Source organism: Micromonospora sp. NBRC 110038 (assembly GCF_020884815.1).
Taxonomy (GTDB): domain Bacteria; phylum Actinomycetota; class Actinomycetes; order Mycobacteriales; family Micromonosporaceae; genus Micromonospora; species Micromonospora haikouensis.
In genome coordinates this window covers 1-26038 of sequence record NZ_BBOL01000012.1, presented here as the reverse complement: position 1 = coordinate 26038, position 26038 = coordinate 1, and the positions used below count along the sequence as shown (strand labels likewise).

Below are 26038 nucleotides of genomic sequence, written 5' to 3'. Positions count from 1 at the left end.
TCTCAGCGGGGTAACAGGATGGCGGCGGTACGGACCACGTCGGCGTCGACCGCGAACCGCCCGGTGACCGTCGCGGGCGGGTCGGGCACCGGGGCCGCGTCCAGCCTGGCGGGGGAGATCCGGGCCGTGAACAGGCCGGAGTCCGGGTCCAGCTCGACGCGGGCGTCGTGGAAGTCCAGCCACGTGCCGACGACCGGGTGCCACACCTTGTAGACGGTCTCCTTGGCGCTGAACAGCACGACGGGCCAGGGTGCGGTGTCGGGGAGCCGGGCGCAGTCGTCCCACTCCTCGGGCAGGCCGACCAGCCGGCGTACCCCCGGGTTGAGCTCCCGGTGCCGTTCGGCGTCCATGCCGACCGACCGGATCTCGTCGGCGCGGGCCGCGGCGGCGGCGCAGTAGCCCGGCGTGTGGGTGATGGTGCCGACCACCCCGGGTGGCCAGACCGGGGAACGGTCGGGCGCGGCGGGTACGGCGACGGCCGGCACGCCGAGCCGGGCGAGCGCCCGCCGGGCGCAGACCCGCCCGGCGGTGAAGTCGCGCCGGCGGCGCTCGACCGCCCGCTCGCCCAGGCAGGCCCGCTCGGCGGGCAGCAGCTGGCCGTCCCAGTCGTCCCCACCGGCGACGGCCACCGCGACCTCGGGCGGCAGCAGGTCACGCATCCCGGCCCCCGCCGCCCCCGTCGCGGCCCCGACCGCCCCGCACGCCGCTCATCGCCGTCGAACGTACCGCACCCGTCCCCGCGCCGGCGGACCGTGGGATCGGCGGTCGGCACGCGCCGATCCCACGGTCCACGGCAGGGCCGGGCCGGCGGGGGTCAGGGCCGGCGGGGACGGCGGGTCAGCGCGAAGCCGACGACGCCGGCCACCGCCGCGAGCACCCCGCCGACCGTGGTCCAGACCCACCGCGACGACAGGTCCGGCAGCCACCCGGCGAGGAGGCTCCCGTCGTCCTCCTCGTCGGCCGGGGCCGCCGCCGGGTCACCGGTCAGCACGGTCCCGGCCTTCGTGTTGGGCACCAGCGGGGCCTTCAGCTCCCCGTCGTCGGCGGGGGCGTCGCCGTCGCCGACCTCGGCGACCAGCAGGTCCACGTCGACCGGCAGGCCGAGGTCCGGCTCCGGCAGCTCCACGACGGAGAGCCGCACGTAGTACGTGCCGGGCAGCGGGTCGGCCGACCACGGCTCGGCCCACGACCGGACCCGGCGCAGGGTGCAGCCCAGCGCCACGCTGGTCGCCGACGCCCCGGCGGTCGGGGTCTGCGCCCCCGCCGTGCACGCCTGCCGGCGGCGCAGGCCGTCGAAGACCTCGACCGTCCAGGTGGAGTCGCCGGTGCGGCCCTTCGGGAAGGTGACCGTCGCCGCGATCTCGTGGACCTGCCCGGCGCTGGCCGAGAACGACCAGTAGAGGTAGTCGCCGCCTGACGCGCCGACCCGGACCGGCTGGCCGGCGGTGATCGGCGTGGCGGTGAGGAACGAGGTGCCGGCCTTGGTGACCGTCGCGGCACCGGGCGAGGGGGTGGGCGCGGCCAGCGCGGGGGCGGCCGGGAGCGTCAGCGCGGCGGCGGCGACCAGCGCCGCCGAGGACCGGATCAACGGGGTACGCATCGTCAGTTCTCCCTCCAGGTGGCGACCCACCAGCGGGTGAGCAGCCCGGCTACGAGCCCGGTGACCAGGCCGGCCAGGGTCAGCAGCAGCAACAGCACCCAGCCCCGGCCCAGGTCCGGCCCGCCGGGGTCCGGCGACGAGGCGACCACGTCGATGGTCAGCTCGATCGGCATCCCGGGGCTGGCCCGGGTGCCGGTGCGCGGCGCGAACGCGTTGCTGACCACCAGGCAGACGGTGGTCGGGGCGGCCGCCGTGTCGCCGGCCGCCGGGCTCGGGGTCTCCCCGTCCCCGTCCCCGTCGTCGGCGTCCGCGTCGTCGTCGGCGGCGGCCGACCAGCGCAGGCCGGCGGAGACCACGTCGGTGCGGCCGCTGCCGGCGTCCACGCCCCGGACCAGCTCCCGGCCGTCGGGGGCGGTCGCCCGCAGCAGCACCGCGTGGTCGGGGTTGACCGGGCGGTCCAGCGCGATGCTCACCGAGGCCCGCAGCTCCTGACCCGGGCGCACCGGCACCCGGTACCAGCGGTGCTCGGAGAACTGTTCCCGGTCGGTGTAGACGCCGGGGGCGAGCAGCGGCGCGTCCGGGCAACGGGCGGAGCCGCCCACCACGGTCGGTGCGGCGGTGTAGGTGTCCCGGGCCCGGTCCACCAACTGCTTGATCCGGCCGGTCAGCTCCTCGGCGCTCTGCGCGGCCGTGTACGTCCCACCGGTGGCGCCGGCGATGCAGAGCAGCTGCCTGCGCACCTTCTCGTCGGGGGCGAGTCCGAGGGTGTCCACCACCAGCTTGGTGCCCTGGGCGGCCAGCTCGCGGGCCACCTCGCACGGGTCCGGCGGGGCGCAGGTGTCCTCGCCGTCGGTGATCAGCACGATCCGGCGGGCGGTGGCGCCCGTGCCGAGGTCGGCGGCGGCCGAGCGCAGCGCCAGCCCGACCGGGGTGAACCCGGTGGGCCGGAGGGTGGCCACGGCCGCCTTGGCCTGGGCCCGGTCCACCCGGCCGACCGGCACGATCTGCTGGGTGTCCTGGCACCCCACCTTCTTGTCCTTGCCCTTGTAGGTGGCCCCGAGCACCCGGATGCCGAGCTGGGTCTCCTCGGGCAGCGCGTCCACGACCTCGTTGAACGCCTGCTGTGCCACCGAGATCCGGCTGCGACCGTCGATGTCCCGGGCCCGCATCGAGCCGCTGACGTCGAGCACCAGCTCGACCCGGGGCGGCTCGGCGGCGGGGTTCTCCTCGTCCGCCCGCGCGGGTGCGGGACCACCCAGCGCGACCGCCGGACCGACCAGGACGGTTGCCGCCAGCAGTCCGCGGAAGACGGTTGTCCATCGTCTCTTGTTGATCACCGGGGCGAGTGTAGTGAGATCCACTTTGGAGGCTCAGGCGGCCCTCAGGCGCCCGGCGGCGGGGTGGGCCGGACCCTCGGCGCGGCCGGGAAGCTCCGTAAGGTCCCCGCTGGATGACTGACGGTTAGCTGCCGCATGTAAACCATTAGGCTGGTGTTGCTCCGTCGGAAATCTGACCCGAGTCCACCCGTTGTGCCGGTGGTGCCGGGTGGTTAAGCTCCTATTGCGCGCCCCAATCGCCCGCTTCCCCCGTGGCAGGCGATCGGGGCGCGCGTCTTTGCGCCCAGGAGCCGTTTCCCGCCCCGGTGGCCCGGCAACCGGGCCCGCCCCGGGGCCCGGTTGTCCGATATCCGACGGCCGGCGCGTCAGATCCAGCGGCCGTCCAACCACATCCGGGCCGACCACTCCGCGTACGGCAGCACCTTGCCCACGAAGATCGGATAGAAGTACGCGAAGCAGAGCGCCACCAGCAGCACGTACGCGCCCACGATGACGCCACCCACCAGCCGGCGTTCCGCCACCTCGTCCTCGCCGTCGGCGGAGGCCCCCTTGGCGGCCGGCGCCCGCGCCCCGTCGGTGGCCGGCGTGACGATCGCGCCCAGCACGTAGACGACCGCGAGGACCAGGAACGGCAGGGCCGGCGCGGTGTAGAAGGAGAACATCGTCCGGCCGTCGAGGGCGAACCAGAACCAGGGCAGCAGCCCGGCGGCCACGCAGAGCAGGATCGCCCCGGCCCGCCAGTCCCGCCGCGCGAGGCCGATCCAGGCCGCCCCGAACAGGGCGGGCAGGAACGACCACCACAGCAGCGGCGTGCCCAGCAACAGGATCTCCGAGGCGCAGCTCGGCGCGCCGCAGGCGCCCTCGCCCGACCAGTGGAACGCCACCGGCCGGCCCAGCAGCAGCCACTGCCAGGGCCAGGACTGGTACTTGTGCGGGTCGTCGAGCTGCTTGTGGAAGCCGTACGCCGCCTTGTGGTATTCCCACAGGTTGTTCAGCGCCCCGATGATCGGGGTGTCGCTCAGGCCCGGCACGTTCGGGTACCTGGCGGCGAGGCGGTAGTAGCCGTCGTCGGTCAGCAGCCAGCCCGACCAGGTCGCCACGTAGGCGACGACCATGAGGACGCCGGCCAGCACCAGCCAGGGCAGTTCGTCGAGCAGCGCGTCGCGCCACGGCCGGCGCACCCCCGCGGAGCGGCGGACGCCGACCTCCCACAGCAGGGCCAGCAGCGCGAAGGCCGGCAGGAAGTAGAGGGCGCTCCACTTGACCGCGCAGGCGAGGCCGAGCAGCACCCCGGCGGCCAGCCGCCACCACGGCCAGTTCCGCCAGCCGCCGGCGGGCCGGCCGGCGCGGCCGGGCGCGGTGGGGTCGAGGCCGGCGTCCAGCGCCCGGCTCCACCGGCGACGCCGGGCGTCCCGGTCGAGGACCAGCGCGCCGAACGCGGCCAGCACGAACAGCAGCAGGAAGATGTCGAGCAGGGCGGTGCGGGACAGCACCAGGTGGAAGCCGTCGAGGGCGAGCAGCAGGCCGGCGGCGCAGCCGAGCGTGGTGGAGCGGAACAGCCGGCGGCCGATGCGCACCAGCAGCAGCACCGAGACGATGCCGGCCAGCGCCGCGCCGAACCGCCAGCCGAACTCCGGTGCGGTCGTCATCAGGTGCCCGGGCACGGAGATGTTGTGCTCGGCGTCGGAGTAGCCGAACGCCCACTCGCCGAGGCCGATCAGCCACTTGCCCAGCGGCGGGTGCACCACGTACGACGGGCCGTTGTCCTTGTAGTTCCACTCGACGCCCTTGTCGACGAGCCCCCAGCCGTCGCGGGCGTAGTAGATCTCGTCGAAGATCTTGCCCTTGGGGTAGCTGAGGCCGACCAGGCGCAGGATCGCGGCGATCGCCACCACCACGGCGGTGGCGATCCACGAGTTGACGTCCAGCCGGGCGTCGACGGTGGCGAGCCGCCGCCGAACGATCGCGGAAACGCCCCCGCCGCCGGCGTCGGGGGTGGGGGGAGGCCCGGACTCCTCGGTCGCGTCGCCGGCGGACCCGGCCTGCTCCGGTCCCGCCTGGCCCGCGCTCGCGCTCTGCGCTGTCGACGCACTCGTCACGCAGCGATCGTAGGCTGCGGAGGTGCCCGGTGGCGTCCGTCGTCCCCGATATCGGTACAACTGTCGATGAAGGAGCGCTTCTCTTGGGTGAAATGTCCGAATTCGGACGCCTGATCCTCCTCGGCGCGCCGCTCGGCAACCCGGCCGACGCGTCCGGCCGGCTCCGCGAGGTGCTCGCCGCCGCCGACGTGGTCGCCGCCGAGGACACCCGGCGGCTCACCCGGCTGGCCCGCGACCTCGACGTCACCGTCGGCGGCCGGATCGTCTCCTACTTCGAGGGCAACGAGGAGCGGCGCACTCCCGAACTCGTCGAGATCCTCCGCGAGGGATACGTCGTCGCCCTGGTCACCGACGGCGGCATGCCCAGCGTCTCCGACCCCGGCTACCGGCTGGTCCGGGGGGCTCTCGACGCCGGGGTCCCGGTGACCGCCGCACCCGGGCCCAGCGCCGTCACCACCGCCCTGGCCCTGTCCGGCCTGCCCAGCGACCGGTTCTGCTTCGAGGGCTTCCTGCCCCGCACCCCCGGCGCGCGGCGGTCCCGGGTGCGCGCCCTGGCCGCCGAGGAACGCACCCTGGTCCTCTTCGAGGCCCCGCACCGCATCGCGGGCGCGCTCGCCGACCTGGCCGCCGGGTTCGGCGCCGACCGCCCGGCCGCGCTCTGCCGCGAGCTGACCAAGACGTACGAGGAGGTGGTCCGCCGCCCCCTCGGCGAGCTGGCCGCCTGGGCCGCCGAGCACGAGCCGCGCGGCGAGATCACCCTCGTGGTGGCCGGCGCGCCGCCGGCCGCCGCGCAGCGCCCCGACGACGAGACCCTGCGCGCGGCCGTCGCCGAGCGGGAGGCCGCCGGCCTGTCCCGGCGCGACGCGATCACCGAGGTCGCCACCGAGTACGGCCTGCGCCGCCGCGACGTCTACACCACCGTCCACGCCTGAGGTGACCGGTCGGCGGGGGCCGGGGCGGGCGCGCCTACCAGGCTGCGGCGAGGAAGCCGGCGCTGATCACGAGCGGGCCGGCCACCGCGACCGTCACCGCCCAGCGGCGGGCCCGCCGGTCGGCCAGCCGGGCCGCACCGGTGTACCGGGCGATCCCCGCGCCGCAGGCCAGCACCAGCAGCAGCCCGAGCAGCCAGCGCAGGTGCCGACCGGCGCCGGTGTCGGCGTACGCGGTGTCGCCCGACGGGCCGGTCATCCGGGCGGTCAGGGTGGAGCCGGTGGCGGTGCGTTCGGCGGGCACCCCGCTGACGCGTACCCCGAAGGCGATGAACCGCTCGCCCTCGGCGGTGAAGACCCCCCGGCAGCGCTGCGTCAACCCGGCGCCCGTGCACTCGCCGATCACGACGGTGCCGGTGGTGGCGTGCCCGAGGGCGAGCCAGAACGGGCCGACGCTCACCCAGGCGAAGAAGGCGGCGAGCAGGCTGAGCGCCAGCAGGGCGGAGAGGCCCTGCCAGGGGTCCGGCGGGTGGGCGGGCCGGTCGGCGGCGCGCCGCCGGCGGGTGCCGCCCCGGGGGTCCGCGTCGGCGGCGCGCCGCCACCACCAGCGGCGGCGGCCGTGTTCCTCGCGCAGGGGGGTGCCGTCCCAGTGCACCTGTTCGATCGGGGCCCAGAACAGCCCGTCGTCGTCGCCCTGCGCGTCCTCGTCGGGGGCCGGGGCCCGGCGGAGCCGGCCGCCGGGCTGCCGGACCGGAACCCGGCGCGGCACCGCGTCGACCGGGGCACCGGTGGTCGGCTCCACCTCCACCGGCTGGTCGGGGCCGACCGCCTGCCCGGGCAGCGTGGTCGGGCCGGGCTGGGTGGTCGGGCCGGGCAGCGCGGATGGGCCGGGCTGTGCAGTGGGGCCGGGCTGGGTGGGCGGGCCCGCCTGGGCGGGCGGGCCGGGCTGCGTGGTCGGGCCCGCCTGGGCGGGCCGGGCCGCCTGCGCGGGCGGCGCGGGCGCCGATCCGCCGGGCGGCTCCTCGTGCCCCTGGGCGGCTCGTCTGCCAGTCACGGTTTCATTGGACACCGGCAGGTGAGGGCAGCAGTGCAGGTCAGGCCGCGTGTCGGCGACAAATCGGGCGAGAAGCCCGGGGTGCTCGTGGCGAGCCGGCCTATTGGTTCGCGGTGGCCCCGCGCCGGTCACTAGGCTTGCTGGTCATGAGTCACGTTCTCGCGGCGGTAGCCTGGCCGTACGCCAACGGCCCGCGCCACATCGGCCACGTCTCCGGTTTCGGCGTTCCCTCCGACGTCTTCGCCCGGTACATGCGGATGGCCGGCCACGACGTGCTCATGGTCTCGGGCACCGACGAGCACGGCACCCCGATCCAGGTGCAGGCCGACGCCGAGGGGGTCACCCCCCGCGAGCTGGCCGACCGCTACAACCGGGTGATCGCCGAGGACCTGCGGGCGCTGGGGCTGTCGTACGACCTGTTCACCCGCACCACCACCCGCAACCACTACGCGGTGGTGCAGGAGCTGTTCGCCGGGCTGCACCGCAACGGCTACATCGTGCCCCGGGTCACCACCGGCGCGATCTCGCCGTCGACGGGCCGGACCCTGCCCGACCGGTACATCGAGGGCACCTGCCCGATCTGCGGGTACGACAGCGCCCGCGGCGACCAGTGCGACAATTGCGGCAACCAGCTCGACCCGGTCGACCTGATCAACCCCAAGTCCAAGATCAACGGCGAGACGCCGGAGTTCGTCGAGACCGAGCACTTCTTCCTCGACCTGCCCGCCCTCGCCGACGCCCTGCGGCAATGGCTGGACGGCCGCGAGGGCTGGCGGCCCAACGTGCTGCGGTTCTCGCGGAACCTCCTCGACGACCTCCAGCCCCGGGCCATCACCCGGGACCTGGAGTGGGGCGTGCCGATCCCCCTCGACGACTGGCGCGACCGCCCGGACAAGCGGATCTACGTCTGGTTCGACGCGGTCATCGGCTACCTGTCGGCGTCCATCGAGTGGGCCCGCCGCACCGGCGACCCGGAGGCGTGGCGCAGGTGGTGGTCCGCCGACGCCGAGGGCAGGGACGCCCGCAGCTACTACTTCATGGGCAAGGACAACATCGTCTTCCACTCGGTGATCTGGCCGGCGCTGCTCGGCGGCTACTCCGGCGCGGGCGACCACGACGGCGAGCCCGGCGCGCTGGGCCGGCTCAACCTGCCCACCGAGGTCGTCTCCAGCGAATACCTCACGATGGAGGGCCGCAAGTTCTCCTCGTCCCGCAAGGTCGTCATCTACGTGCGGGACTTCCTCGAACGCTACGACGCGGACGCGCTGCGCTACTTCATCGCGGTCGCCGGGCCGGAGAGCAACGACACCGACTTCACCTGGGCCGAGTTCCTCCGCCGCAACAACGACGAGCTGGTCGCCGGCTGGGGCAACCTGGTCAACCGGTCGGTGTCGATGGCGGCGAAGAACTTCGGCGCGATCCCGCCGGTCGACCCCGCCGGGCTCACGGAGGCCGACGAGGCGCTGCTGGCCACCGCCCGCGCCGGCTTCGACACCGTCGGCGACCTGATCGGTCGGCACCGGCAGAAGCAGGCCATCGGCGAGGCGATGCGGGTCGTCGCCGAGGCCAACAAGTACCTGTCGGAGCAGGCCCCCTGGAAGCTCAAGGCCGAGGCCGACAAGCCCCGGATGGGCACCATCCTGCACGTCGCCCTCCAGGTGGTCAGCGACGCCAACACCCTGCTCACGCCGTTCCTGCCGCACTCCGCGCAGCAGATCCACGAGCTGCTCGGCGGCACGGGTGTGCACGCCCCGATGCCGGTGCTGGAGGAGGTCGACGACCTCGACGGCGGGCCCGCGTACCCGGTGCTGACCGGCGACTACACGGTCGGGGCGCGCTGGGAGTCGGTGCCGCTGGAGGTGGGCCGGCCGCTCGCGGCACCGAAGCCGGTGTTCCGCAAGCTCGACCCGTCGATCGTCGAGGAGGAGCTGGCCAGGCTCGCCGGCTGACCCGCCCCGCCGGCCCACGATCTGACCCGCCCCGCCGGCCCACCACGAAGGGCCCGCAATGACGGCGACATGGCGGCATCCCGGCACCCGGGACACCGCCATGTCGCCGACATCGGCGTGCGAAAGGGCTCAGCGCCGTGCCATCGCCGGGGCCACCACGAACTCCAGGATCGCCCGGTTCACCTCGTCGGCGTTCGTCCACGGGATGCCGTGCGGGGCGCCCTTCAGCGTCACCAGCCGGCCGTCGGGCAGCATCGGCTGCAACCGCTGGCCGGTCACCCCGTACGGCAGGACCCGGTCCTGGTCGCCCTGCACGATCAGCACCGGCACGTCGATCCGGGGCACGTCGGGCCGGAAGTCGGTCAGCCAGGCGTCCACGCTCTGGTACGTGCCGATCGCCGAGGCCCGCGCGCCGATGTCCCAGTGCGCCCGGTACGCCTCCTCGCTGACCAGCCTGCCCTTGTTGTCGGCGTAGTTGAAGAAGTTGTCGCAGAAGCTGGTGAGGAAGGCGAACCGGTCGGCGAGGATCGCCTGCTGGAAGCCGTCGAACAGGCTCCGGTCCAGCCCCTCCGGGTTGTCCGGGGTCTTCAGCAGGAACGGCGCGAGCGGGGCGAGCAGCACCGCCCGGTCCACCCGGTTCGACCCGTACGTGCCCAGGTAGCGGGTGACCTCACCGGTGCCCATCGAGTGCCCGATCAGGATCACGTTGCGCAGGTCCAGCTCGGTCATCAGCACGTCCAGGTCGGCCGCGAACGTGTCGTAGTCGTAGCCGGCGGCCGGCTGGCTGGAGTTGCCGAAGCCCCGCCGGTCGTACGTGATGGTCCGGTAGCCGGCGGCGAGCAGCGCGTTGGTCTGCTTCTCCCACGTCGCCCCGTTGAACGGGAAGCCGTGGATCAGCACGACCGGCTGGCCGGCGCCGTGGTCCTCGTAGTACAGGTCGATGGGCGCGGTGTTCTCCGCGCCGACGGTCATGAAGGGCATCTCGTCTCCCGGTGCGGGGTCGGGTCGTCGGACGCCCCGCGCATTCCCGACCCGCCCCCCGATATGCGGTCCCGCCGGGACCGCGCCGCCGGGGCCGCTCCGGTCAGAGCGGATAGGACACGTCGACCATCCGGTCGTCGGTCACCTCGGCCGCCGGGGCCCACACCTCGTAGACGCCCCGTTCCTGGCACTGCGCCCCGGTCGTGGCCACCGCGTCCGGATCGGGCCGGACCATCCGCAACCGCAGCCAGCCGGCCTCCTCCCGCAGGACGAGCCAGGGCACGCCCCGCCAGGCGGCGTGCCGCAACCGGCGGGCCACCGCCTCCACCGGGTACCGCGCGGCCCGGGTCATCGCCAGCACCCGGAACCCGCCGGGCAGGTCGGCGACCGCCTCGTACGCGGCGCCGGCGTACCCGCCGACGAGCTGCGTCGACCGGGCCGCCTCCCCGGTCGGTAGCCACTCCTGGTCGGGGGAGAGGTCCGGCACCCCGGCCAGCAGGTGCCGCCACTGCGGGCCGACCATCCGCAGCCAGCCCCGCTGCTCGGCCTGGTAGCTGTAGAGCACCACCTCCTCGCCCGACGCCGGGTAGGCCAGCAGGGTGGCGTTGGCCGGCATCGGCAGGTCGGCGAAGTCCCGCGTGACGAACTCCGGGACCAGTTGCGCCTCGCTCGGCACGAACCCGGTGCCCAGCACCGGCGGGCCGAGCCGGTCCCGGGGCGGCAGCGCCGTCAACCCCCGGTGCTCCGCGCCGACCGGCCGCACGTAGTCGGCCGGGTCCGCCGCCCGCCAGCGCAGCGCGTACGCCACCTCCAGGTCGTCGCGGCCGCCCGGCGAGTCGGTGCGCAGCACCGCCAGGGCCCCCGGGGTGCGCAGATGCGCCACGTCGTGCTCGCGGTGGCAGAAGCCGTGCGGCAGCCAACCCCGGGCGTACCCGGCGAGCTGCCGCGCGGAGAGCACCTTGACCATCCGGGTGCCCCGCCGGACCACCGCGGACGCCCGCACCGCCACCAGCGTCGGATCGCCGGCCGAGGCCGGCTGCTGGCTGAGCCGCTGCACCTGCGACCAGCCCCGCTCGCGGTGCAGCGGCACCATCAGCGGCGCGTCCGGCTCCTCGGTCGGCTCGGCCGCGCCGTGCACCGCGTCGACCTCGCTGGCGTGGGCGAACCGCCGCCAGGGCAGCGGCGCCCCCGCCCGGGGCGACCACTCGAAGCCGGGTGCCTCCTCGGCGCTGAACAACTCGTACGCCGCGCCCCGGGCGATCGCCTCCGCCGGGTAGGCGACCCCGCCGCACGTGACGCGCAGCCCCGCCCGCGCTTCGGCGGCTCCGCGGGCCTGGGGGGAGACGCTCACCCCGGCGACGCTAGGCCCGCCGCGTTCCGGGCGGGTGAACGGCCGGTGACGGCCCGATGACCGGTGCCTGGTCGGCGCACTTCCCACCCCACCGCCGGGACACCGGGAAGAGGCCGGGTGGCGGACCGGGCCGACCGGCGGTGTGTGATGCTGGCGGCGATGACCGAGTCGACCGAACCCCGCCGGCAGCGGGCCGCCCGCCGGGCCGGCGAGTTCCCGCCCGCGCCCGAGCCGCTGCCCGGCCCCGTGCCGGACAGCCACACCCACCTGGACATCACCGTCACCGAGGCCGGCGTCCCGGCCGGCGGGGCGGGCGGCAACGCCACCGCCGACGACCCGGTCGCCGCGGCCGTCGCGGTGGCCGCCGAGGCCGGCGTGGACCGGCTCGTCCAGGTCGGCGTCGACGTCGCGTCCTCGGCGTGGAGCGCCGACGCCGCCGACCGCTACCCGGCGGTGCTCGCCACCGTCGCGCTGCACCCCAACGAGGCGCCCCGCCTCGCCGACCTCGACGAGGCGCTGCGCGCCATCGAGGCCCTCGCCGCCCGCGACCGGGTGCGCGGCATCGGCGAGACCGGAATGGACTTCTTCCGCACCGGCGACGAGGGCCGCGCCGCGCAGGAGGAGAGCTTCCGCGCCCACATCGGCATCGCCAAGCGGCACGGCAAGGCCCTCGTCATCCACGACCGGGACGCCCACGCCGACGTGCTGCGCGTCCTCGACGACGAGGGCGCCCCGGACACCGTCGTCCTGCACTGCTTCTCCGGCGACGCCGACTTCGCCCGCGAGTGCGTCCGCCGGGGCTACCTGCTCAGCTTCGCCGGCACCGTCACCTTCGCCAGCGCCACCGCGCTGCGCGAGGCCGCCGCGCTCACCCCGCTCGACCAGCTCCTCGTGGAGACCGACGCCCCCTACCTCACCCCCACCCCACACCGGGGGCGGCCCAACGCGTCGTACCTGATCCCGCTCACCGTCCGCGCGCTGGCCGCGACCACCGGCGCGGACCTCGACGCGCTCTGCGCCGCCCTGTCGGCCAACGGCGAACGCGCCTTCGGCCCGTGGTGACCCCCAACCTGCTCGGCCCGGCGGAGATCCGGGACCTCGCCGCCCGACTCGGCGTCAGCCCCACCAAGAAGCTCGGCCAGAACTTCGTGCACGACCCCAACACCGTGCGCCGCATCGTCGCCGCCGCCGCGCTCACCGCCGACGACGTCGCCCTGGAGGTGGGCCCCGGCCTCGGCTCGCTCACCCTCGCACTGCTCCCCGTCGCCGCGCACACCCACGCCGTCGAGATCGACCCGACGCTGGCCGCCGCGCTGCCGCAGACCGCCGCCCACCACGCCGGCCCGTACGCCGACCGGCTCACCGTGCACCGCGCCGACGCGCTGCGCGTCACCGCCGCCGAACTGGCCGACCCCGCGCCGACCGCCCTCGTGGCGAACCTGCCGTACAACGTGGCCGTGCCCGTGGTGCTGCACCTGCTCGCCGCGCTGCCCAGCCTCCGCCACGGCCTGGTGATGGTGCAGAAGGAGGTCGCCGACCGGCTCGTCGCCGGCCCCGGCTCCAAGGTGTACGGCATCCCGTCGGTCAAGCTCGCCTGGCACGCGCACGCCCGCGCCGCCGGCCGGGTCCCGCCCAACGTGTTCTGGCCGGTGCCCAACGTCGACTCCGGACTGGTCGCCTTCACCCGCCGCGAGCCGCCCCGCCCCGAGGTGCCCCGGGAACGGGTCTTCGCCGTCGTCGACGCCGCGTTCGCCCAGCGCCGCAAGACCCTGCGGGCCGCCCTCGCCGGGTGGGCCGGCGGCCCCGACCGGGCCGCCGCCGCCCTCACCGCCGCCGGGGTGGACCCCGGCGCACGCGGGGAGTCACTCACCGTCGAGCAGTTCGCCGCCGTCGCCGCGTCGGCTCCGACCGGCACGCCGGCCGCGCAGTAGGCTGGCGCGGTGCCCGGACCCCGCAACGCGTACGACCTGGTTGACGGCCGGTCCGCGCCGGCCACCGACCCCGCCGAGGAGCTGATCGTGACCGAGCCGTTCGACATCCGCCTGCGCCTGCGGGGCATCGTCCCGTGACCGAGGCCTGGCGACCGGACGACGATGACGACCAGCAGCGACGCGGGGCCGCCGGCCCCGTCCGGGTGCGGGTCCCCGCCAAGGTCAACCTGCACCTCGGGGTGGGCCCGCTGCGCCGCGACGGCTACCACGAGCTGAACACGGTCTACCACGCCATCTCCATCCACGACGAGCTGACCGCCCGCCGCGGCGACACGCTCACCCTGACCATGGAGGGGGAGGGCACCGGCGAGCTGGCCCTCGACGACACCAACCTGGTGATCCGGGCCGCCCACGCCCTCGCCGGCTACGCGGGCGTCATGCCGCACGCCCGGCTGCACCTGCGCAAGCAGATCCCGCTCGCCGGGGGCCTGGCCGGCGGCAGCGCCGACGCGGCGGCGGCCCTCGTCGCCTGCGACGCGCTCTGGGGCACCGGCCTGTCCCGCGACGAGCTGGCCGGGATCGCCGCCGACCTCGGCTCCGACGTGCCGTTCCTGATCCACGGCGGCACCGCGCTGGGCACCGGCCGGGGCGAGGCCGTCAGCCCCGTGCTGGCCCGCCCCACCTCCTGGCACTGGGTGGTCGCCATCGCCGACGGCGGCCTCTCCACCCCCGCCGCGTACGCCGAACTCGACCGGCTCCGCGCCGCCGGTGCCGCCGGACCGCCGCTGGGCAGCACCGACGGGCTCCTCGCCGCGCTGCGCCAACGCGACCCCCGGGTGCTCGCCGCCACCCTCGGCAACGACCTCCAGGCCGCCGCGCTGGCCATGCGCCCGTCGCTGGCCGCCACCCTCAAGGCCGGCGAGGCCGCCGGGGCGCTCGCCGGCATCGTCTCCGGCTCCGGGCCCACCTGCGTCTTCCTTGCCGCCGACGCCGCCGACGCCGAGCGGATCGCCGCCGAGCTGGAGGCGGCCGGGGTGTGCCGCGAGGCGCGCACCGCACACGGCCCGGTGGCCGGCGCCCGGATCGGCTGACCCACCCGCACCCGCACCCGCCCTCCGGGGCGGGTCGGGGCGTCCGCGTACCCTTGAAGGCCAGGCGTCCCCAGGTGCCCGCCGGCACCGGGACGCCTTGATCATGGAAGGTGAGGTAGTGGCCAACATCGTCAACCTGGACCGGGTGTCCAAGGGGTACGGCGCCGCCGGGCCGCTGCTCACCGACGTCTCGCTCGGCCTCGACGACGCCGACCGGATCGGCGTCGTCGGCCTCAACGGCGCCGGCAAGTCCACCCTGCTGCGGATGCTCACCAAGCAGGAGGACCCCGACGACGGGCGCGTCACCCACCGCCGCGACCTGCGCGTGCTGTGGCTGCCGCAGGCCCTCGCCCTCACCCCCGAGGCCACCGTCCGGGACGTGGTGCTCGGCACCGCCTGGCTCGGCCAGAGCATGGGCGCCGAGCACGAGTGGGCCGGCGACGCCGGCGTCCGCGCCATCCTCGACGGCCTCGGCATGCCCCACCTCGGCCTCGACCAGCCCGTCGGGCCCATGTCCGGCGGCGAGCGCCGCCGCGTCGCCCTGGCCGCCCTGCTGGTCCGCGAGTCCGACCTGCTCATCCTCGACGAGCCCACCAACCACCTCGACGTCGGCGGCGTCGACTGGCTCGCGAAGCACCTCGTCGGCCGGCGCGGCGCGCTCGTCGTGGTCACCCACGACCGGTGGTTCCTCGACGCCGTCTGCACCACCACCTGGGAGGTCGCCGACCAGACCGTCCGGGCCTACGAGGGCGGCTTCGCCGCCTGGACCCTCGCCCGAGCCGAACGGGAACGCGTCGCCGCCGCCACCGAGGCCCGCCGGCAGAACCTCCTCCGCAAGGAGATCGCCTGGCTGCGGCGCGGCCCGCCCGCCCGCACCTCCAAGCCGAAGTTCCGCATCGACGCCGCCAACGCGCTCATCGACGACGTGCCACCGCCGCGCGACACCATGTCGCTGCAACGGCTCGCCACCGCCCGGCTCGGCAAGCAGGTGTACGACCTGGAGCACGTCCGGCTGCACGCCGGCCCCAAGGAGATCCTGCACGACACCACCTGGCAGGTCGGCCCCGGCGACCGGATCGCCATCCTCGGCCGCAACGGCGCCGGCAAGACCACCCTGCTGCGGCTGCTCGCGGGCATCACCCGCCCCGACGGCGGACGCTTCCACACCGGCTCCACGGTCAAGCCGGCCTTCCTCTCCCAGGAGCTGGCCGAACTCCCCGGCCACCTGCGCGTCCTCGAAGCCGTCGAGGAGGTCGCCCGCCGGGTACAGCTCGGCGACCGGGAGGTCTCCGCCGCCCAGCTCGCCGAGGTCTTCGGCTTCGACGACCGCCGGCTCTGGACGCCCGTCGGCGACCTCTCCGGCGGGGAACGCCGCCGCCTGCAGATGCTCCGGCTGCTCGCCGCCGAGCCCAACGTGCTGCTGTTCGACGAGCCCACCAACGACCTGGACACCGACACCCTCGCCGCGCTGGAGGACCTCCTCGACTCCTGGCCCGGCACGATCATCGTGGCCAGCCACGACCGGTACCTCATCGAACGGGTCACCGACGTCGCGTACGGGATGTTCGGCGACGGCCGCCTCGTGCACCTGCCCGGCGGCGTCGACGAGTACCTGGCCCGCGCCGCCGACCGGCAGCCCGCCGCCCCGGCCGCCCCCACCGGGCCCACCGCCGACGGCACGCCCGCCGCCGCCACGGGCGGCATGTCCGCCGCCGAGGCCCGGCAGGCCAAGAAGGAACTCACCCGCCTCGAACGGCAGATCGCCAAGCTGGAGCAGCGGGAGGTCACCCTCCTCGACCAGCTCGCCGCCAACGCCACCGACTACGCCCGGGTCGCCGAGCTGGACGCCCAGCTCAAGGACGTCCGGGCCGAGCGGGAGCAGGTCGAGGAGAGCTGGCTGGCCCTCGCCGAGCAGGTGCCCGGCAGCTGACCAGGGCAACCGGGCGGGGGGTGTGCGGCGTCACAGCCCGCCGTGCGGGACAATCGCAGGCGACCCCTCACCCGCACGGTCTTGGAGACTCAGACATGGCCCACACCCCCGTCAACCACCCCGCGCGGCCGATCTACCGGGCGATCGGCGGGCTCGTTGGTCTGTACTTCCTGGTCTTCGGCGTGCTCGGCCTCGTCGCCAGCGCCGGCAACGACTTCCTCGCCCAGGACGACACCACGGTGCTCGGGCAGGGCACCAACCTCGGCTTCTCGCTGCTGAGCATCGTGCTCGGCATCGCGATCCTCGCCGGCACCGTGATCGGCCGCAACCTCGACGTCGCGATCAACCAGTGGCTGGCGTACGCCCTCATGGTCCTCGGCCTCGCCGAGCTGGCCTTCCTCCAGACCGACGCCAACATCTTCAACTTCACCATCACCACCGACATCGTGGTGCTGACCCTCTCCATGGTCCTGCTGATGGCCGGCATGTACGGCAAGGTCGGCACGGACGAGGAGAACGAGGCCTGGCAGAAGGCCCGGCTCGTCCTGTAGCCCGCACACCGCAGCGGGGGGTCGGCACGCGCCGCCCCCCGCTGCGGCGGTTCGGCCCACGTCCGACGGCCGGCGGGGTGACAATCCTTCCGACTGGTGTCAATCGGACGGAGGGGTCATGGCGCACTTTCCGGTCAACCACCCGGCCCGGCCGCTCTACCGCGTCCTCGCCGGGCTCGTCGGGCTCTACATCCTGCTCTTCGGCGTCTGGGGCACCGCCGAGACCTGGGGCGAAGGTCTCTTCGACCGGGGCAGCCACTGGGCCCTCGGGCTCCGCACCAACCTGGCGTTCTCGCTCGTCTCGGTGGCCTTCGGCATCGTGCTGCTGATCGGGGCGTCCCGGCGCACCAACCTCGGCCACTACATGAACCTCACCGCCGGCGCGGTCTTCCTCGTCACCGGCACCCTGATGATGGCCGTCCTGCAGACCCCCGCGAACTTCCTCAACTTCTCGATGTCCACCGTCATCGTGTCGCTGCTGTTCGGGCTGGTGCTGCTCGCCACCGGCCTCTACGACAAGGTCGGCCCGGCCGACCACGCCGAGGCCGAGGACCGGCGTCGCCGCGACCCCGTCCCCGGCAGCCGCTGACCGCCGACCCGCCGCCGACCGACCGCGCCGTCAGCGGCCCCGGGGCGTGATCAGCGTCGGCTTCGCCTCCAGGTGCGACAACCCGTTCCAGGCCAGGTTGACCAGGTGCGCCGCCACCGTCTCCTTACGCGGCTTGCGCACCTCCAGCCACCAGCGCCCCGTCAACGCCACCATCCCCACCAGCGCCTGCGAGTAGAGCTCGGCCAGCTTCGGGTCGTACCCCCGGGTCTTGAACTCGGCCCCGAGGATGTGCTCGACCTGGTGCGCGACGTCGTTCATCACGCTGCTGAAGTTGCCCGTCGCCGACATCAGCGGCGACTCCCGGACCAGCACCCGGAACCCGCTGGTCTCCTCCTCGATGTAACCCAGCAGGGTCAGCGCCGCCTGCTCCAGCAACTCCCGGGGGTGACCGGCGGTCAACGCCGCGGTGATCCGGTCCAGCAGGGCCCGGACCTCCCGGTCCACCACCACCGCGTAGAGCCCCTCCTTGCCGCCGAAGTGCTCGTAGACCACCGGCTTGGAGACCTTCGCCCGGGCCGCCACCTCCTCGATCGAGGTCGCGTCGAAGCCCCGCTCGGCGAACAACTGCCGACCGATCGAGATCAACTGCTCGCGCCGCTGGGCCGCCGACATCCGCACCCGCGACGGCGGCTTACCCGCCGCCGGCACCGCGCGCCGCCGCCCGCCGCCTGCCCCGCCTCCGCCGACCGGACCATCTGCCATGCCGTCACCTCGCCGGCGCGCCGTGACGCCCTGTCGTGGGATGCTGCCGCCGTCGTTGGTCGCGCCGCCGTCGTCGGTCATCCGGCCATCCTGCCAGGTGGCGGCCGGCCCGACCGACCCGTTTACCGCAGCCGACCCCGCCGCGGCGGCTCCGGGTGGGCCAGCTTGGCCGCGATGCGCTCCGGCTTCGGCCAGCGCACCGCCCACGCGGCCCCGGTCCGCTCCAACAGCCAGATCACCCGGGCCGAGATGTCGACCTGCCCGCGCAGCACGCCGTGCCGGGCGCTCGTCGGCTCGGCATGGTGCAGGTTGTGCCAGCTCTCGCCGAACGACAGGATCGCCAGCGGCCAGAAGTTGGTCGCCCGGTCGCCCTGGCGCATCGCGAACGGCCGATCGCCGTAGACGTGGCAGACCGAGTTGATCGACCAGGTCACGTGGTGCAGCAGCGAGATCCGCACCAGCCCACCCCAGAACAGCGCCGTCAGGGCGCCCCGCCACGACCAGGTGAGCAGGCCGCCCATCAGCGCCGGGCCGAGCACCGTCACCACCACCAGCACCGGGAAGAGCCGGTCCACCCTCCGCGTCGCGCGGTCGGCGAGCAGGTCCGGGGCGAACCGCTCCCGGTTGGACAGTTCCCGGCCGAACAGCCAGCCGACGTGCGCGTGGAACAGCCCCTTCACCAGCCCCCGGACACTCTGGCCGAACCGCCACGGCGAGTGCGGGTCGCCGTCGAGGTCGGAGAACGCGTGGTGCCGGCGGTGGTCGGCGACCCACTGGATGATCTCGCCCTGCACCGCGAGGGAACCCGCGACCGCCAGCGCCACCCGCAGCCACGGCCGCGCCCTGAAGGAGCCGTGGGTGAAGTAGCGGTGGTAGCCGACCGTGATGCCCAGCCCCGAGACGACGTACCAGAACGCGGCCACCGCCACGTCGGTCCAGCCCAGCCAGCCGCCCCAGGCGACCGGCACCGCGGCGACCAGGGCCAGGAACGGGACGACCACGAACGCCCACAGGGCGACCAGGATGCCCCGCGACTGCGGGCCCTGGGTCAGCGGCTTCGGACCGGTGGGGTGGGACTCGGTCAGAGCGGTCGACATGGCACCTCGCAGCGGGATTGCAGAGATCACGAAGTTACGCCTACGTCACCGTAACTTAGGGCGTCGGGAAAAGCACCGGACAGTTCCCGGCGTGGATGCGTTGCGTGTCGTACGTCCGCACTAATCTGCTGTTCGTGGACGCCTTCCAGCTCTTGGACGACTCCCGGGCGGCAGAGGTTCGCCGACTGCGCACCGTCGAGCAGCTCAGCGTGCGCGAGATCCGGGCCCGCACCGGCCTCGGCCGCAACCGGGTCCAGGAACTGCTGCGCGGGGTGCCCGCCCCGGAGCGGACCCGCCGGCCCAACGCCAAGGACGCCCTCCGGGCCGAGGCGACGCAACTGCGAGCCCGGGGGCAGTCGGTGAACGACATCGCGCGGCAGCTCGGGGTGGCGAAGTCGACGGCGTACGAGTGGGTGAAGCACCTGCCGCTCGACCCGGACGACGCGACCGCGCAGCGCCGCCGGGCCCACTCGCAACGGATGACCGAAGCCCGGTGGGCGGAGCACCGGCGGGCCCGCGAGTGCGCCCGGGCGGAGACGATGGTCGCCGCCGCGCGGGTGGTCGGTTCCCTCGACCGGCGTGACTGTCTGCTCCTCGGTGCGGCCATCTACTGGTGCGAGGGTGCCAAGTCCAAGCCGTGGCGGGCGCAGGACCGCCTTCAGTTCATCAACAGTGACCCGGGCCTGCTGGCGTTGTTCCTCCGCTTTCTCGACGAGTGCGGGGTCGCTCGGGAGGTGCCCGACTACCGGGTCAGCATCCACGAGTCGGCCGATGCGGACGCGGCGGTCCGATGGTGGGCGGACCGGCTGGGCCTGCCGGTGGGTCGGTTCAGCCGGTCGGTGCTGAAGCGCCACAATCCGACCACCGTCCGCCGCAACACGGGCGACGACTACCGAGGCTGCCTAGTGATCACCGTGCCGCGCAGTCGCGAGCTCTACTGGCGGATCGAGGGTATGATCGCCGAGCTGTTCCGGACGGCAGGCGGTACACCCGACTAGATCGACGTACCGCTAGGCTGGGCGGGCGATGGGGTGTGGGGTAACGGCAACCCGCAGGCCTTTGGAGCCTTGAGCTCCTGGTTCGAATCCAGGCACCCCAGCTCGCGTTCTCCGTGCTGGAGGAATGCCGGCTTTCGTCAGGCGGATGCGGATCGCCGCCCTTGCGTGGTTAGCATGGCCGCGAGACTGTCGCCGTCCCGACGGGAGCCACGTCGTGTCCCAGCCCCACCTCCGCACCGTCGTCGTGCTCGCCGCCGGGGAGGGCAAGCGGATGAAGTCGGCGCTGCCCAAGGTGCTGCATCCCCTGCTCGGCCGGACCCTGCTCGGCCACGTGCTCACCGCCACCGGGCCCCTGCGCGCGGACCGGACCGTCGTCGTGGTCGGCCACGGGGCGGACCGGGTCCGGGCGCACCTGGCCGAGGTCGCCCCGGAGGCCGTACCGGTGCTCCAGGCCGAGCAGCGCGGCACCGGCCACGCGGTCCGGATCGCGCTCGACGCCGTCGCCGACGCCGCGGGGACCGTGGTCGTGATCAACGGAGACGTGCCGCTGCTGCGCCCCGAGACGGTCGCCGCGCTGGTCGACGCGCACGAGGCGGCCGGTGCGGCGGCGACCGTGCTCGCCGCCGAGGTGCCCGACCCCACCGGGCTCGGGCGGATCGTCCGGGACGAGGCGGGCCGGCTGCGGCAGATCGTCGAGGAGCGCGACGCCACCGCCGAGCAGCGGGCGCTGCGGGAGATCAACGCCGGCAGCTACGCGTTCGACGCGGTGCGGTTGCGGGACGCGCTGGGCAAGCTCTCCACCGACAACGACCAGGGCGAGGAGTACCTGACGGACGTCTTCGCCCTGCTGGTCTCCATCGGCGAGCCGGTCGGGGTGCACGTGGCCACCGACCACGTGGAGACGCTGGGCTGCAACGACCGGGTCGAGCTGGCGGCGCTGCGCCGGCTGCTGCGCGACCGCGTCAACGAGGCGTGGATGCGCACCGGGGTGAGCATCCTGGACCCGGCGACGACCTGGATCGACGTGACGGTCGCGGTGGACCGGGACGCGGTGATCGACCAGAACACGCAGCTGCGCGGCCGGACCGTGGTGGGCGCGGAGGCGGTGGTGGGCCCGGACGTGACGCTGATCGACACGGTGGTCGGGCCGGGGGCGACGGTGCTGCGCAGCCACGCCGTCGACGCCGAGGTCGGCGCGGGGGCCAGCGTCGGGCCGTACGCGTACCTGCGGCCGGCGGCGCGGTTGGCCGAGAAGGCCAAGGTCGGCACGTTCGTCGAGGTGAAGAACTCCGAGGTCGGGGCGGGCGCGAAGGTGCCGCACCTGTCGTACGTGGGTGACGCGACGATCGGGGCCCGGGCCAACATCGGCGCGGCGACGATCTTCGTGAACTACGACGGGGTGAACAAGCACCGCACGACGGTGGGGGAGGCGGCCTTCATCGGCTGCGACACCAGCCTGATCGCCCCGGTGGAGGTGGGGCCGGGCGCGTACGTCGCGGCGGGCAGCGCGATCAGCCAGGACGTGCCGCCGGGGGCGCTCGGGGTGACCCGCGCGCCGCAGCGCAGCATCGAGGGATGGGTGGCCCGGAGGCGGGCCGGCACGGCGTCGGCGGAGGCTGCGGAGCGGGCTTTGCGGGCTGCGGCGGAGGATGCGCCTGGGGCATAGTGGGCGCAAGGGAAGGTGAGGCAATCCACGAGGGCGCCGAGGCGGTTCGGGGGCCGTCAGGCGGGGGAGATACTGCAAACCGAATAGTCCCCGGCCCCACACCGCAGCCGGGCAAACCGACCAACGGGAGCAGACGGGCCCATGGGCAGCATCGTCGCCGAAAACCGCAAGAGCCTGATGCTCTTCTCCGGACGTGGTTTCCCGGACTTGGCCAGGGAGATCGGTGAGGTCCTCGGCGTCGCGCCGACGCCCGCCGACGCGTACGAGTTCGCCAACGGCGAGATCTTCGTGCGCTTCAAGGACTCGGTGCGTGGTTCGGACGCCTTCGTGGTGCAGTCCGTGACGCACGGGGTCAACACCTGGGTCATGGAGACCCTGATCATGGTCGATGCGCTGAAGCGTGGCTCGGCCAAGCGGATCACCGTGGTCCTGCCGTTCTACCCGTACTCGCGGCAGGACAAGAAGCACCGCGGCCGGGAGCCGATCTCGGCGCGGCTGGTGGCGGACCTGCTGAAGACGGCGGGGGCGAACCGCATCCTCACGGTGGACCTGCACACCGCGCAGATCCAGGGCTTCTTCGACGGCCCGGTCGACCACCTGTTCGCGATGGACGTGCTGGCCGAGTACGTGGAGCGCAAGTTCGCCGGGCGGCCGATGACGGTGGTGGCGCCGGACTCGGGCCGGGTGCGGGTGGCGGAGCGGTGGACCGACCGGCTGGGCGGTTGCCCGCTGGCGTTCATCCACAAGACGCGGGATCCGTTGAAGCCGAACCAGGTGGTGGCGAACCGGGTGGTCGGTGAGGTCGAGGGTCGGGTGTGCCTGATCGTCGACGACATGATCGACACCGGTGGGACGATCACCAAGGCCGCCGACATCCTGCGGGAGTCGGGCGCGGCGGAGATCGTGGTGGCGTCGACCCACGCGTTGCTGTCGGATCCGGCGACCGAGCGGCTGAAGAACAGCCCGATCACCGAGGTCGTGGTGACGAACACGCTGCCGTTGCCGCCGGAGAAGCAGCTCGACAAGATCACGGTGCTGTCGATCGCGCCGCTGCTGGCCCGGGCGATCCGGGAGGTCTTCGACGACGGCTCGGTGACGACCCTCTTCGGTGGCCTGAGCTGAGGTGATCGTCGTGCGCCGGCCGTCGTCGCGGCGGCCGGCGCACGGCGGTGTTGGGCGTTTTCGCTCCTGACAGCGTGCGGGGCGGGGACTGCCGTCGGGCGCGTATTCAGCTCGGGTAGACTGTTGCGGTTGCCACGGCGAGGGTGCCCGGCGGGCCGCTGAAAAGCACCGCACGGAGGCACCGTGATCGACGCGGTGCTCCGGGCAGTCGTTCATGACGCATGAGCCCCAGCGAGCCCCTCGCCCCAGCACCGCAAGACGACAAGCCGCCGCAGCGAAAAGCATCAGGAGTTTCCCCGTGTCCGAGGTAAAGATCAGCGCCGAGCCCCGTACCGAGTTCGGCAAGGGTGGTGCCCGTCGTACCCGCCGGGCCGGCATGGTGCCCGCCGTGCTGTACGGCCACGCCGAGAAGCCGAAGCACATCGCGCTGCCCGCGCGTGAGTTCGCCGCCGCGATCCGTAAGGGCGGCGCCAACCAGCTGTTCGCGATCGAGGTCAGCGACGGCACCCAGGTGCTGGCGCTGCCGAAGGCGATCCAGCGTGACCCGATCAAGGACACCTTCGAGCACGTCGACCTGCTGCTGGTCCGTCGCGGCGAGAAGGTCACCGTCGAGGTCCCGGTCCAGCTGACCGGCGAGGCCGCGAAGGACACCCTGATCGTGCACGACCACGACACCCTCTCGGTGACCGCCGACGCCACCAAGGTGCCGGACCACCTGGAGGCGTCGATCGAGGGCCTGGAGGCCGGCACGCAGGTCACCGCCGCCGACGTGGAGCTGCCGTCGGGCGTCGAGCTGGCCGCCGACCCGGAGCTGCCGGTCGCCGCCGTGACGGCCGCCCCGACCGCCGAGCAGCTGGAGGCCACGCTGCCCGAGGTCGAGGCCCCCGCCGAGGAGGCCGAGGCCGAGGCTGGCGAGGAGGCCGCCGAGGGTGCCGAGGCCCCGGCCGCCGAGGGCGAGGAGGCCCCGGCCGAGGCGAAGACCGAGGCCTGACCGGTCAGTCTTTCCGTGCGACAGGCGCCCCCGACCCCGGGGGCGCCTGTCGTCGTGTCGGGACCGGGTCTGGGCCGGCCGCCGGGTGCGGCGGGCGAGCGGGAGGGGTGTGGCGTGACGGACGAGTCGGGGCCGTGGCTGGTGGTCGGCCTGGGCAACCCGGGCCGGGAGTACGCGGGTAACCGGCACAACGTGGGCTTCATGGTGGCCGAGCTGCTGGCCGCCCGAGTGGGCGGGAAGTTCGGTCGGCACCGGCGGGCGGTGGCCGAGGTGGCCGAGGGCCGGCTCGGGTTGGGCGGGCCGAAGCTGGTGCTGATGAAGCCGCTGACGTACATGAACCTCTCCGGGGGGCCGGTGGCCGGGTTGGCGCAGTTCCACAAGGTGCCGCCGGGGCGGGTGATCGCGGTCCACGACGAGCTGGACATCGGCTACGGCCAGGTGCGGGTGAAGTGCGGCGGTGGCGAGGGCGGGCACAACGGGCTGCGTTCGATGTCGAAGTCGCTGGGGACGAAGGAGTACGTGCGGGTGCGGTTCGGCATCGGCCGGCCGCCGGGGCGGCAGGACCCGGCCGACTACGTGCTGTCGGACTTCTCGGCGGCGGAGCGCAAGGAGCTGGAGTTCCTGGTGGACCGGGCGGCGGACGTGGTCGAGTCGGTGGTCACCCGGGGTGTGGAGCCGACCCAGAACCTCTATCACGGGGCCTGAGCCGGGCGGGGCGGCGCGGCTGGCGGTCGTACGGCCGGTAGTCTGCGCCTTTCCGGCGGACCACGGCCGGCAGGTGGGCGTGGCCGGCAGGTGGCCGTGGCCGGCGAGGTGGGTCGCGGCGAGGCGACGGGAGTGAGTGGTGGGCAGTCCTCCGATGATCGACGGCGCGTTCGCCCGGTGGTTGGCGGCCCAGGCCGGGCAGGCGCTGCTGGGCGTGCGGGCCGATCTGGGGTTCGCCGACCCGGGGGCGTTGCGGTCGGCCGGGGACAAGGTCTCGCACGACCTGATCCGCACCGAGCTGGCGAAGTGGCGGCCGGGGGACGCGGTGCTCTCGGAGGAGGACGAGGGGTCGCGGCTGGCGTGGGCGGCGGAGGTGAGCGCCGGGGCGGTGTCCCGGCTGACCGCCGACCGGGTGTGGATCGTCGACCCGTTGGACGGGACCCGGGAGTTCTCCGAGGAGGGCCGTTCGGACTGGGCGGTGCACGTGGCGTTGTGGGCGCGGAACGCGTCGACGCCGCACCGCCTGGTGGCGGGGGCGGTGGGGTTGCCGGCGCAGCACCGGGTGCTGGGCACGGACCATCCGCCGGCGTACCCGCCGATGACCCTGGAGGCGGCGACCTTGGGCGGCGGAAGGACCATCCGGTTGGCGGCCAGTCGTAGCCGTCCGCCGGTTTTCCTGACCGATCTGGCGGACGATGTGGGCGCTCATCTGGTGCCGATGGGCTCGGCGGGGGCGAAGATCGCCGCTGTGGTGACGGGTGAGGTCGACGCGTACGTCCACGCGGGCGGCCAGTACGAGTGGGACTCGGCCGCTCCGGTGGCTGTGGCGACGGCCACCGGCCTGCATGCTTCCCGGATCGACGGTTCTGCGCTGAAATACAACGAGGCCGACCCGCGCCTGCCGGATCTGCTGGTCTGCCGCAAGGATCTCGCCAGCCGGTTGCTTGCAGCGCTGCAGAGGCATTCCGGGTAGCCTGAGCAGTCTTCTTCACGTGTCCGACCGGAAAGGTCTGGAATCCATGAGCGCAGCCGAGCGGATCGAGGCCGGGTCATGACCGCCCCCGCTACGTACCAGGTCTCCCACCTCGATGCCCTGGAGGCGGAGAGCATCTTCGTGATGCGTGAGGTGGTTGCGGAGATGGAGCGGCCGGTGCTGCTCTTCTCGGGTGGTAAGGATTCGATCGTGATGTTGCGGTTGGCGCAGAAGGCGTTTGCGCCGGCGAGTGTGCCGTTTCCGGTGATGCATGTGGATACGGGGCACAACTTTCCCGAGGTGTTGGAGTATCGGGATCGTCGGGTGTCGGAGTTGGGGTTGCAGTTGATCGTGGCGTCGGTGCCGGAGGC

24 protein-coding genes, 1 tRNA gene and 1 pseudogene are annotated in these 26038 nt (G+C 74.0%); 17 read left to right on the top strand and 9 right to left on the bottom strand.

Annotated features, from left to right (window positions below; all coding sequences use genetic code 11):
- Positions 1-2: 2 nt before the first annotated feature.
- The 4 genes from LPU61_RS29645 to LPU61_RS29630 form a co-directional block, all read right to left on the bottom strand.
- Positions 3-659, bottom strand: coding sequence for a 4'-phosphopantetheinyl transferase (locus tag LPU61_RS29645; RefSeq protein ID WP_043961782.1), 657 nt, complete (start codon positions 657-659; stop codon positions 3-5).
- A 155-nt stretch (positions 660-814) separates the two neighbouring features.
- Positions 815-1600 carry a peptidase gene (locus LPU61_RS29640; RefSeq protein WP_077936042.1) on the bottom strand — a complete coding sequence of 262 codons (786 nt, stop codon included), beginning with the start codon at positions 1598-1600 and terminating at the stop codon, positions 815-817.
- Positions 1601-1602: 2 nt separating this feature from the next.
- Positions 1603-2937 (bottom strand): VWA domain-containing protein, encoded by a 1335-nt coding sequence (locus LPU61_RS29635; protein ID WP_374199729.1) that lies wholly within the window; start codon positions 2935-2937, stop codon positions 1603-1605.
- A 365-nt stretch (positions 2938-3302) separates the two neighbouring features.
- A complete protein-coding gene (locus tag LPU61_RS29630; protein ID WP_043961786.1) occupies positions 3303-5036 on the bottom strand; it encodes a dolichyl-phosphate-mannose--protein mannosyltransferase in 1734 nt (577 codons plus the stop codon).
- A 92-nt stretch (positions 5037-5128) separates the two neighbouring features.
- On the opposite strand from LPU61_RS29630, the gene rsmI reads away from it, so the two are divergent.
- The gene (gene rsmI / locus LPU61_RS29625; RefSeq protein WP_043961787.1) at positions 5129-5968 is read left to right on the top strand and encodes a 16S rRNA (cytidine(1402)-2'-O)-methyltransferase; all 840 of its coding nucleotides are present in this window, start codon (positions 5129-5131) and stop codon (positions 5966-5968) included.
- 34 nt (positions 5969-6002) lie between these two features.
- Here rsmI and LPU61_RS29620 read toward each other — a convergent pair whose 3' ends face one another.
- On the bottom strand, positions 6003-7019 hold the full coding sequence (locus LPU61_RS29620; protein WP_229406800.1) for a hypothetical protein: 1017 nt from the start codon (positions 7017-7019) through the stop codon (positions 6003-6005).
- Between the two features lie 146 nt (positions 7020-7165).
- Between LPU61_RS29620 and metG the strand changes: the two genes are divergently transcribed.
- The gene (gene metG, locus LPU61_RS29615; RefSeq protein ID WP_043961788.1) at positions 7166-8968 is read left to right on the top strand and encodes a methionine--tRNA ligase; all 1803 of its coding nucleotides are present in this window, start codon (positions 7166-7168) and stop codon (positions 8966-8968) included.
- A gap of 129 nt (positions 8969-9097) precedes the next feature.
- On the opposite strand, the gene LPU61_RS29610 is transcribed toward metG, so the two are convergent.
- Positions 9098-9949: an alpha/beta fold hydrolase gene (locus tag LPU61_RS29610; RefSeq protein WP_043961789.1), complete on the bottom strand. Its 852-nt coding sequence runs from the start codon at positions 9947-9949 to the stop codon at positions 9098-9100.
- Between the two features lie 103 nt (positions 9950-10052).
- Positions 10053-11300 (bottom strand): hypothetical protein, encoded by a 1248-nt coding sequence (locus LPU61_RS29605; RefSeq protein ID WP_043961790.1) that lies wholly within the window; start codon positions 11298-11300, stop codon positions 10053-10055.
- Between the two features lie 147 nt (positions 11301-11447).
- On the opposite strand from LPU61_RS29605, the gene LPU61_RS29600 reads away from it, so the two are divergent.
- From LPU61_RS29600 to LPU61_RS29575, 7 genes are all read left to right on the top strand, one after another.
- A complete protein-coding gene (locus LPU61_RS29600) occupies positions 11448-12362 on the top strand; it encodes a TatD family hydrolase (RefSeq protein ID WP_077936060.1) in 915 nt (304 codons plus the stop codon).
- A complete protein-coding gene (gene rsmA, locus LPU61_RS29595; RefSeq protein WP_144420283.1) occupies positions 12359-13231 on the top strand; it encodes a 16S rRNA (adenine(1518)-N(6)/adenine(1519)-N(6))-dimethyltransferase RsmA in 873 nt (290 codons plus the stop codon). The genes LPU61_RS29600 and rsmA overlap by 4 nt, the downstream gene beginning before the upstream one ends.
- Before the next feature lie 9 nt (positions 13232-13240).
- A complete protein-coding gene (locus LPU61_RS31535) occupies positions 13241-13369 on the top strand; it encodes a hypothetical protein (protein ID WP_255378720.1) in 129 nt (42 codons plus the stop codon).
- On the top strand, positions 13366-14322 hold the full coding sequence (locus tag LPU61_RS29590; protein ID WP_043961792.1) for a 4-(cytidine 5'-diphospho)-2-C-methyl-D-erythritol kinase: 957 nt from the start codon (positions 13366-13368) through the stop codon (positions 14320-14322). The genes LPU61_RS31535 and LPU61_RS29590 overlap by 4 nt, the downstream gene beginning before the upstream one ends.
- Positions 14323-14440: 118 nt before the next feature.
- Positions 14441-16252 (top strand): ABC-F family ATP-binding cassette domain-containing protein, encoded by a 1812-nt coding sequence (locus tag LPU61_RS29585; RefSeq protein WP_229406799.1) that lies wholly within the window; start codon positions 14441-14443, stop codon positions 16250-16252.
- 95 nt (positions 16253-16347) lie between these two features.
- Positions 16348-16803 (top strand): DUF4383 domain-containing protein, encoded by a 456-nt coding sequence (locus LPU61_RS29580; protein ID WP_043961794.1) that lies wholly within the window; start codon positions 16348-16350, stop codon positions 16801-16803.
- Between the two features lie 118 nt (positions 16804-16921).
- Positions 16922-17392 (top strand): DUF4383 domain-containing protein, encoded by a 471-nt coding sequence (locus LPU61_RS29575; protein ID WP_043961795.1) that lies wholly within the window; start codon positions 16922-16924, stop codon positions 17390-17392.
- Positions 17393-17422: 30 nt separating this feature from the next.
- On the opposite strand, the gene LPU61_RS29570 is transcribed toward LPU61_RS29575, so the two are convergent.
- Positions 17423-18115 (bottom strand): TetR/AcrR family transcriptional regulator, encoded by a 693-nt coding sequence (locus tag LPU61_RS29570; RefSeq protein WP_043963936.1) that lies wholly within the window; start codon positions 18113-18115, stop codon positions 17423-17425.
- Positions 18116-18237: 122 nt separating this feature from the next.
- Positions 18238-19212 (bottom strand): acyl-CoA desaturase, encoded by a 975-nt coding sequence (locus LPU61_RS29565; RefSeq protein ID WP_229406798.1) that lies wholly within the window; start codon positions 19210-19212, stop codon positions 18238-18240.
- Positions 19213-19316: 104 nt separating this feature from the next.
- On the opposite strand from LPU61_RS29565, the gene LPU61_RS29560 reads away from it, so the two are divergent.
- From LPU61_RS29560 to LPU61_RS29525, 8 genes and pseudogenes are all read left to right on the top strand, one after another.
- A complete protein-coding gene (locus LPU61_RS29560) occupies positions 19317-20210 on the top strand; it encodes a helix-turn-helix domain-containing protein (protein WP_229406797.1) in 894 nt (297 codons plus the stop codon).
- A 29-nt stretch (positions 20211-20239) separates the two neighbouring features.
- Positions 20240-20311, top strand: a tRNA-Gln gene (locus LPU61_RS29555).
- A 170-nt stretch (positions 20312-20481) separates the two neighbouring features.
- Positions 20482-21953 (top strand): annotated as a pseudogene (gene glmU / locus LPU61_RS29550) (bifunctional UDP-N-acetylglucosamine diphosphorylase/glucosamine-1-phosphate N-acetyltransferase GlmU); the annotation flags it as partial.
- Positions 21954-22017: 64 nt separating this feature from the next.
- Complete coding sequence (locus LPU61_RS29545; RefSeq protein WP_043961798.1) at positions 22018-22998, top strand: ribose-phosphate diphosphokinase; 981 nt, start codon at positions 22018-22020, stop codon at positions 22996-22998.
- Between the two features lie 298 nt (positions 22999-23296).
- Positions 23297-23989: a 50S ribosomal protein L25/general stress protein Ctc gene (locus tag LPU61_RS29540; protein WP_043961799.1), complete on the top strand. Its 693-nt coding sequence runs from the start codon at positions 23297-23299 to the stop codon at positions 23987-23989.
- Between the two features lie 114 nt (positions 23990-24103).
- Complete coding sequence (gene pth, locus LPU61_RS29535; RefSeq protein ID WP_043961800.1) at positions 24104-24694, top strand: aminoacyl-tRNA hydrolase; 591 nt, start codon at positions 24104-24106, stop codon at positions 24692-24694.
- 154 nt (positions 24695-24848) lie between these two features.
- On the top strand, positions 24849-25667 hold the full coding sequence (locus LPU61_RS29530) for an inositol monophosphatase family protein (RefSeq protein ID WP_229406836.1): 819 nt from the start codon (positions 24849-24851) through the stop codon (positions 25665-25667).
- A 78-nt stretch (positions 25668-25745) separates the two neighbouring features.
- A partial coding sequence (locus tag LPU61_RS29525) for a phosphoadenosine phosphosulfate reductase family protein (RefSeq protein WP_229406796.1) occupies positions 25746-26038 on the top strand: 293 nt, incomplete at its 3' end.

Bases quoted from the DNA above. Each gene is read 5' to 3' on its own strand.
- LPU61_RS29645 (WP_043961782.1), bottom strand. From the start codon at position 659: ATGCGTGACCTGCTGCCGCCCGAGGTCGCGGTGGCCGTCGCCGGTGGG.
- LPU61_RS29640 (WP_077936042.1), bottom strand. From the start codon at position 1,600: ATGCGTACCCCGTTGATCCGGTCCTCGGCGGCGCTGGTCGCCGCCGCC.
- rsmI (WP_043961787.1), top strand. From the start codon at position 5,129: ATGTCCGAATTCGGACGCCTGATCCTCCTCGGCGCGCCGCTCGGCAAC.
- metG (WP_043961788.1), top strand. From the start codon at position 7,166: ATGAGTCACGTTCTCGCGGCGGTAGCCTGGCCGTACGCCAACGGCCCG.
- LPU61_RS29610 (WP_043961789.1), bottom strand. From the start codon at position 9,949: ATGCCCTTCATGACCGTCGGCGCGGAGAACACCGCGCCCATCGACCTG.
- LPU61_RS29600 (WP_077936060.1), top strand. From the start codon at position 11,448: ATGCTGGCGGCGATGACCGAGTCGACCGAACCCCGCCGGCAGCGGGCC.
- LPU61_RS29580 (WP_043961794.1), top strand. From the start codon at position 16,348: ATGGCCCACACCCCCGTCAACCACCCCGCGCGGCCGATCTACCGGGCG.
- LPU61_RS29575 (WP_043961795.1), top strand. From the start codon at position 16,922: ATGGCGCACTTTCCGGTCAACCACCCGGCCCGGCCGCTCTACCGCGTC.
- LPU61_RS29570 (WP_043963936.1), bottom strand. From the start codon at position 18,115: ATGGCAGATGGTCCGGTCGGCGGAGGCGGGGCAGGCGGCGGGCGGCGG.
- LPU61_RS29565 (WP_229406798.1), bottom strand. From the start codon at position 19,212: ATGTCGACCGCTCTGACCGAGTCCCACCCCACCGGTCCGAAGCCGCTG.
- LPU61_RS29545 (WP_043961798.1), top strand. From the start codon at position 22,018: ATGGGCAGCATCGTCGCCGAAAACCGCAAGAGCCTGATGCTCTTCTCC.
- LPU61_RS29530 (WP_229406836.1), top strand. From the start codon at position 24,849: ATGATCGACGGCGCGTTCGCCCGGTGGTTGGCGGCCCAGGCCGGGCAG.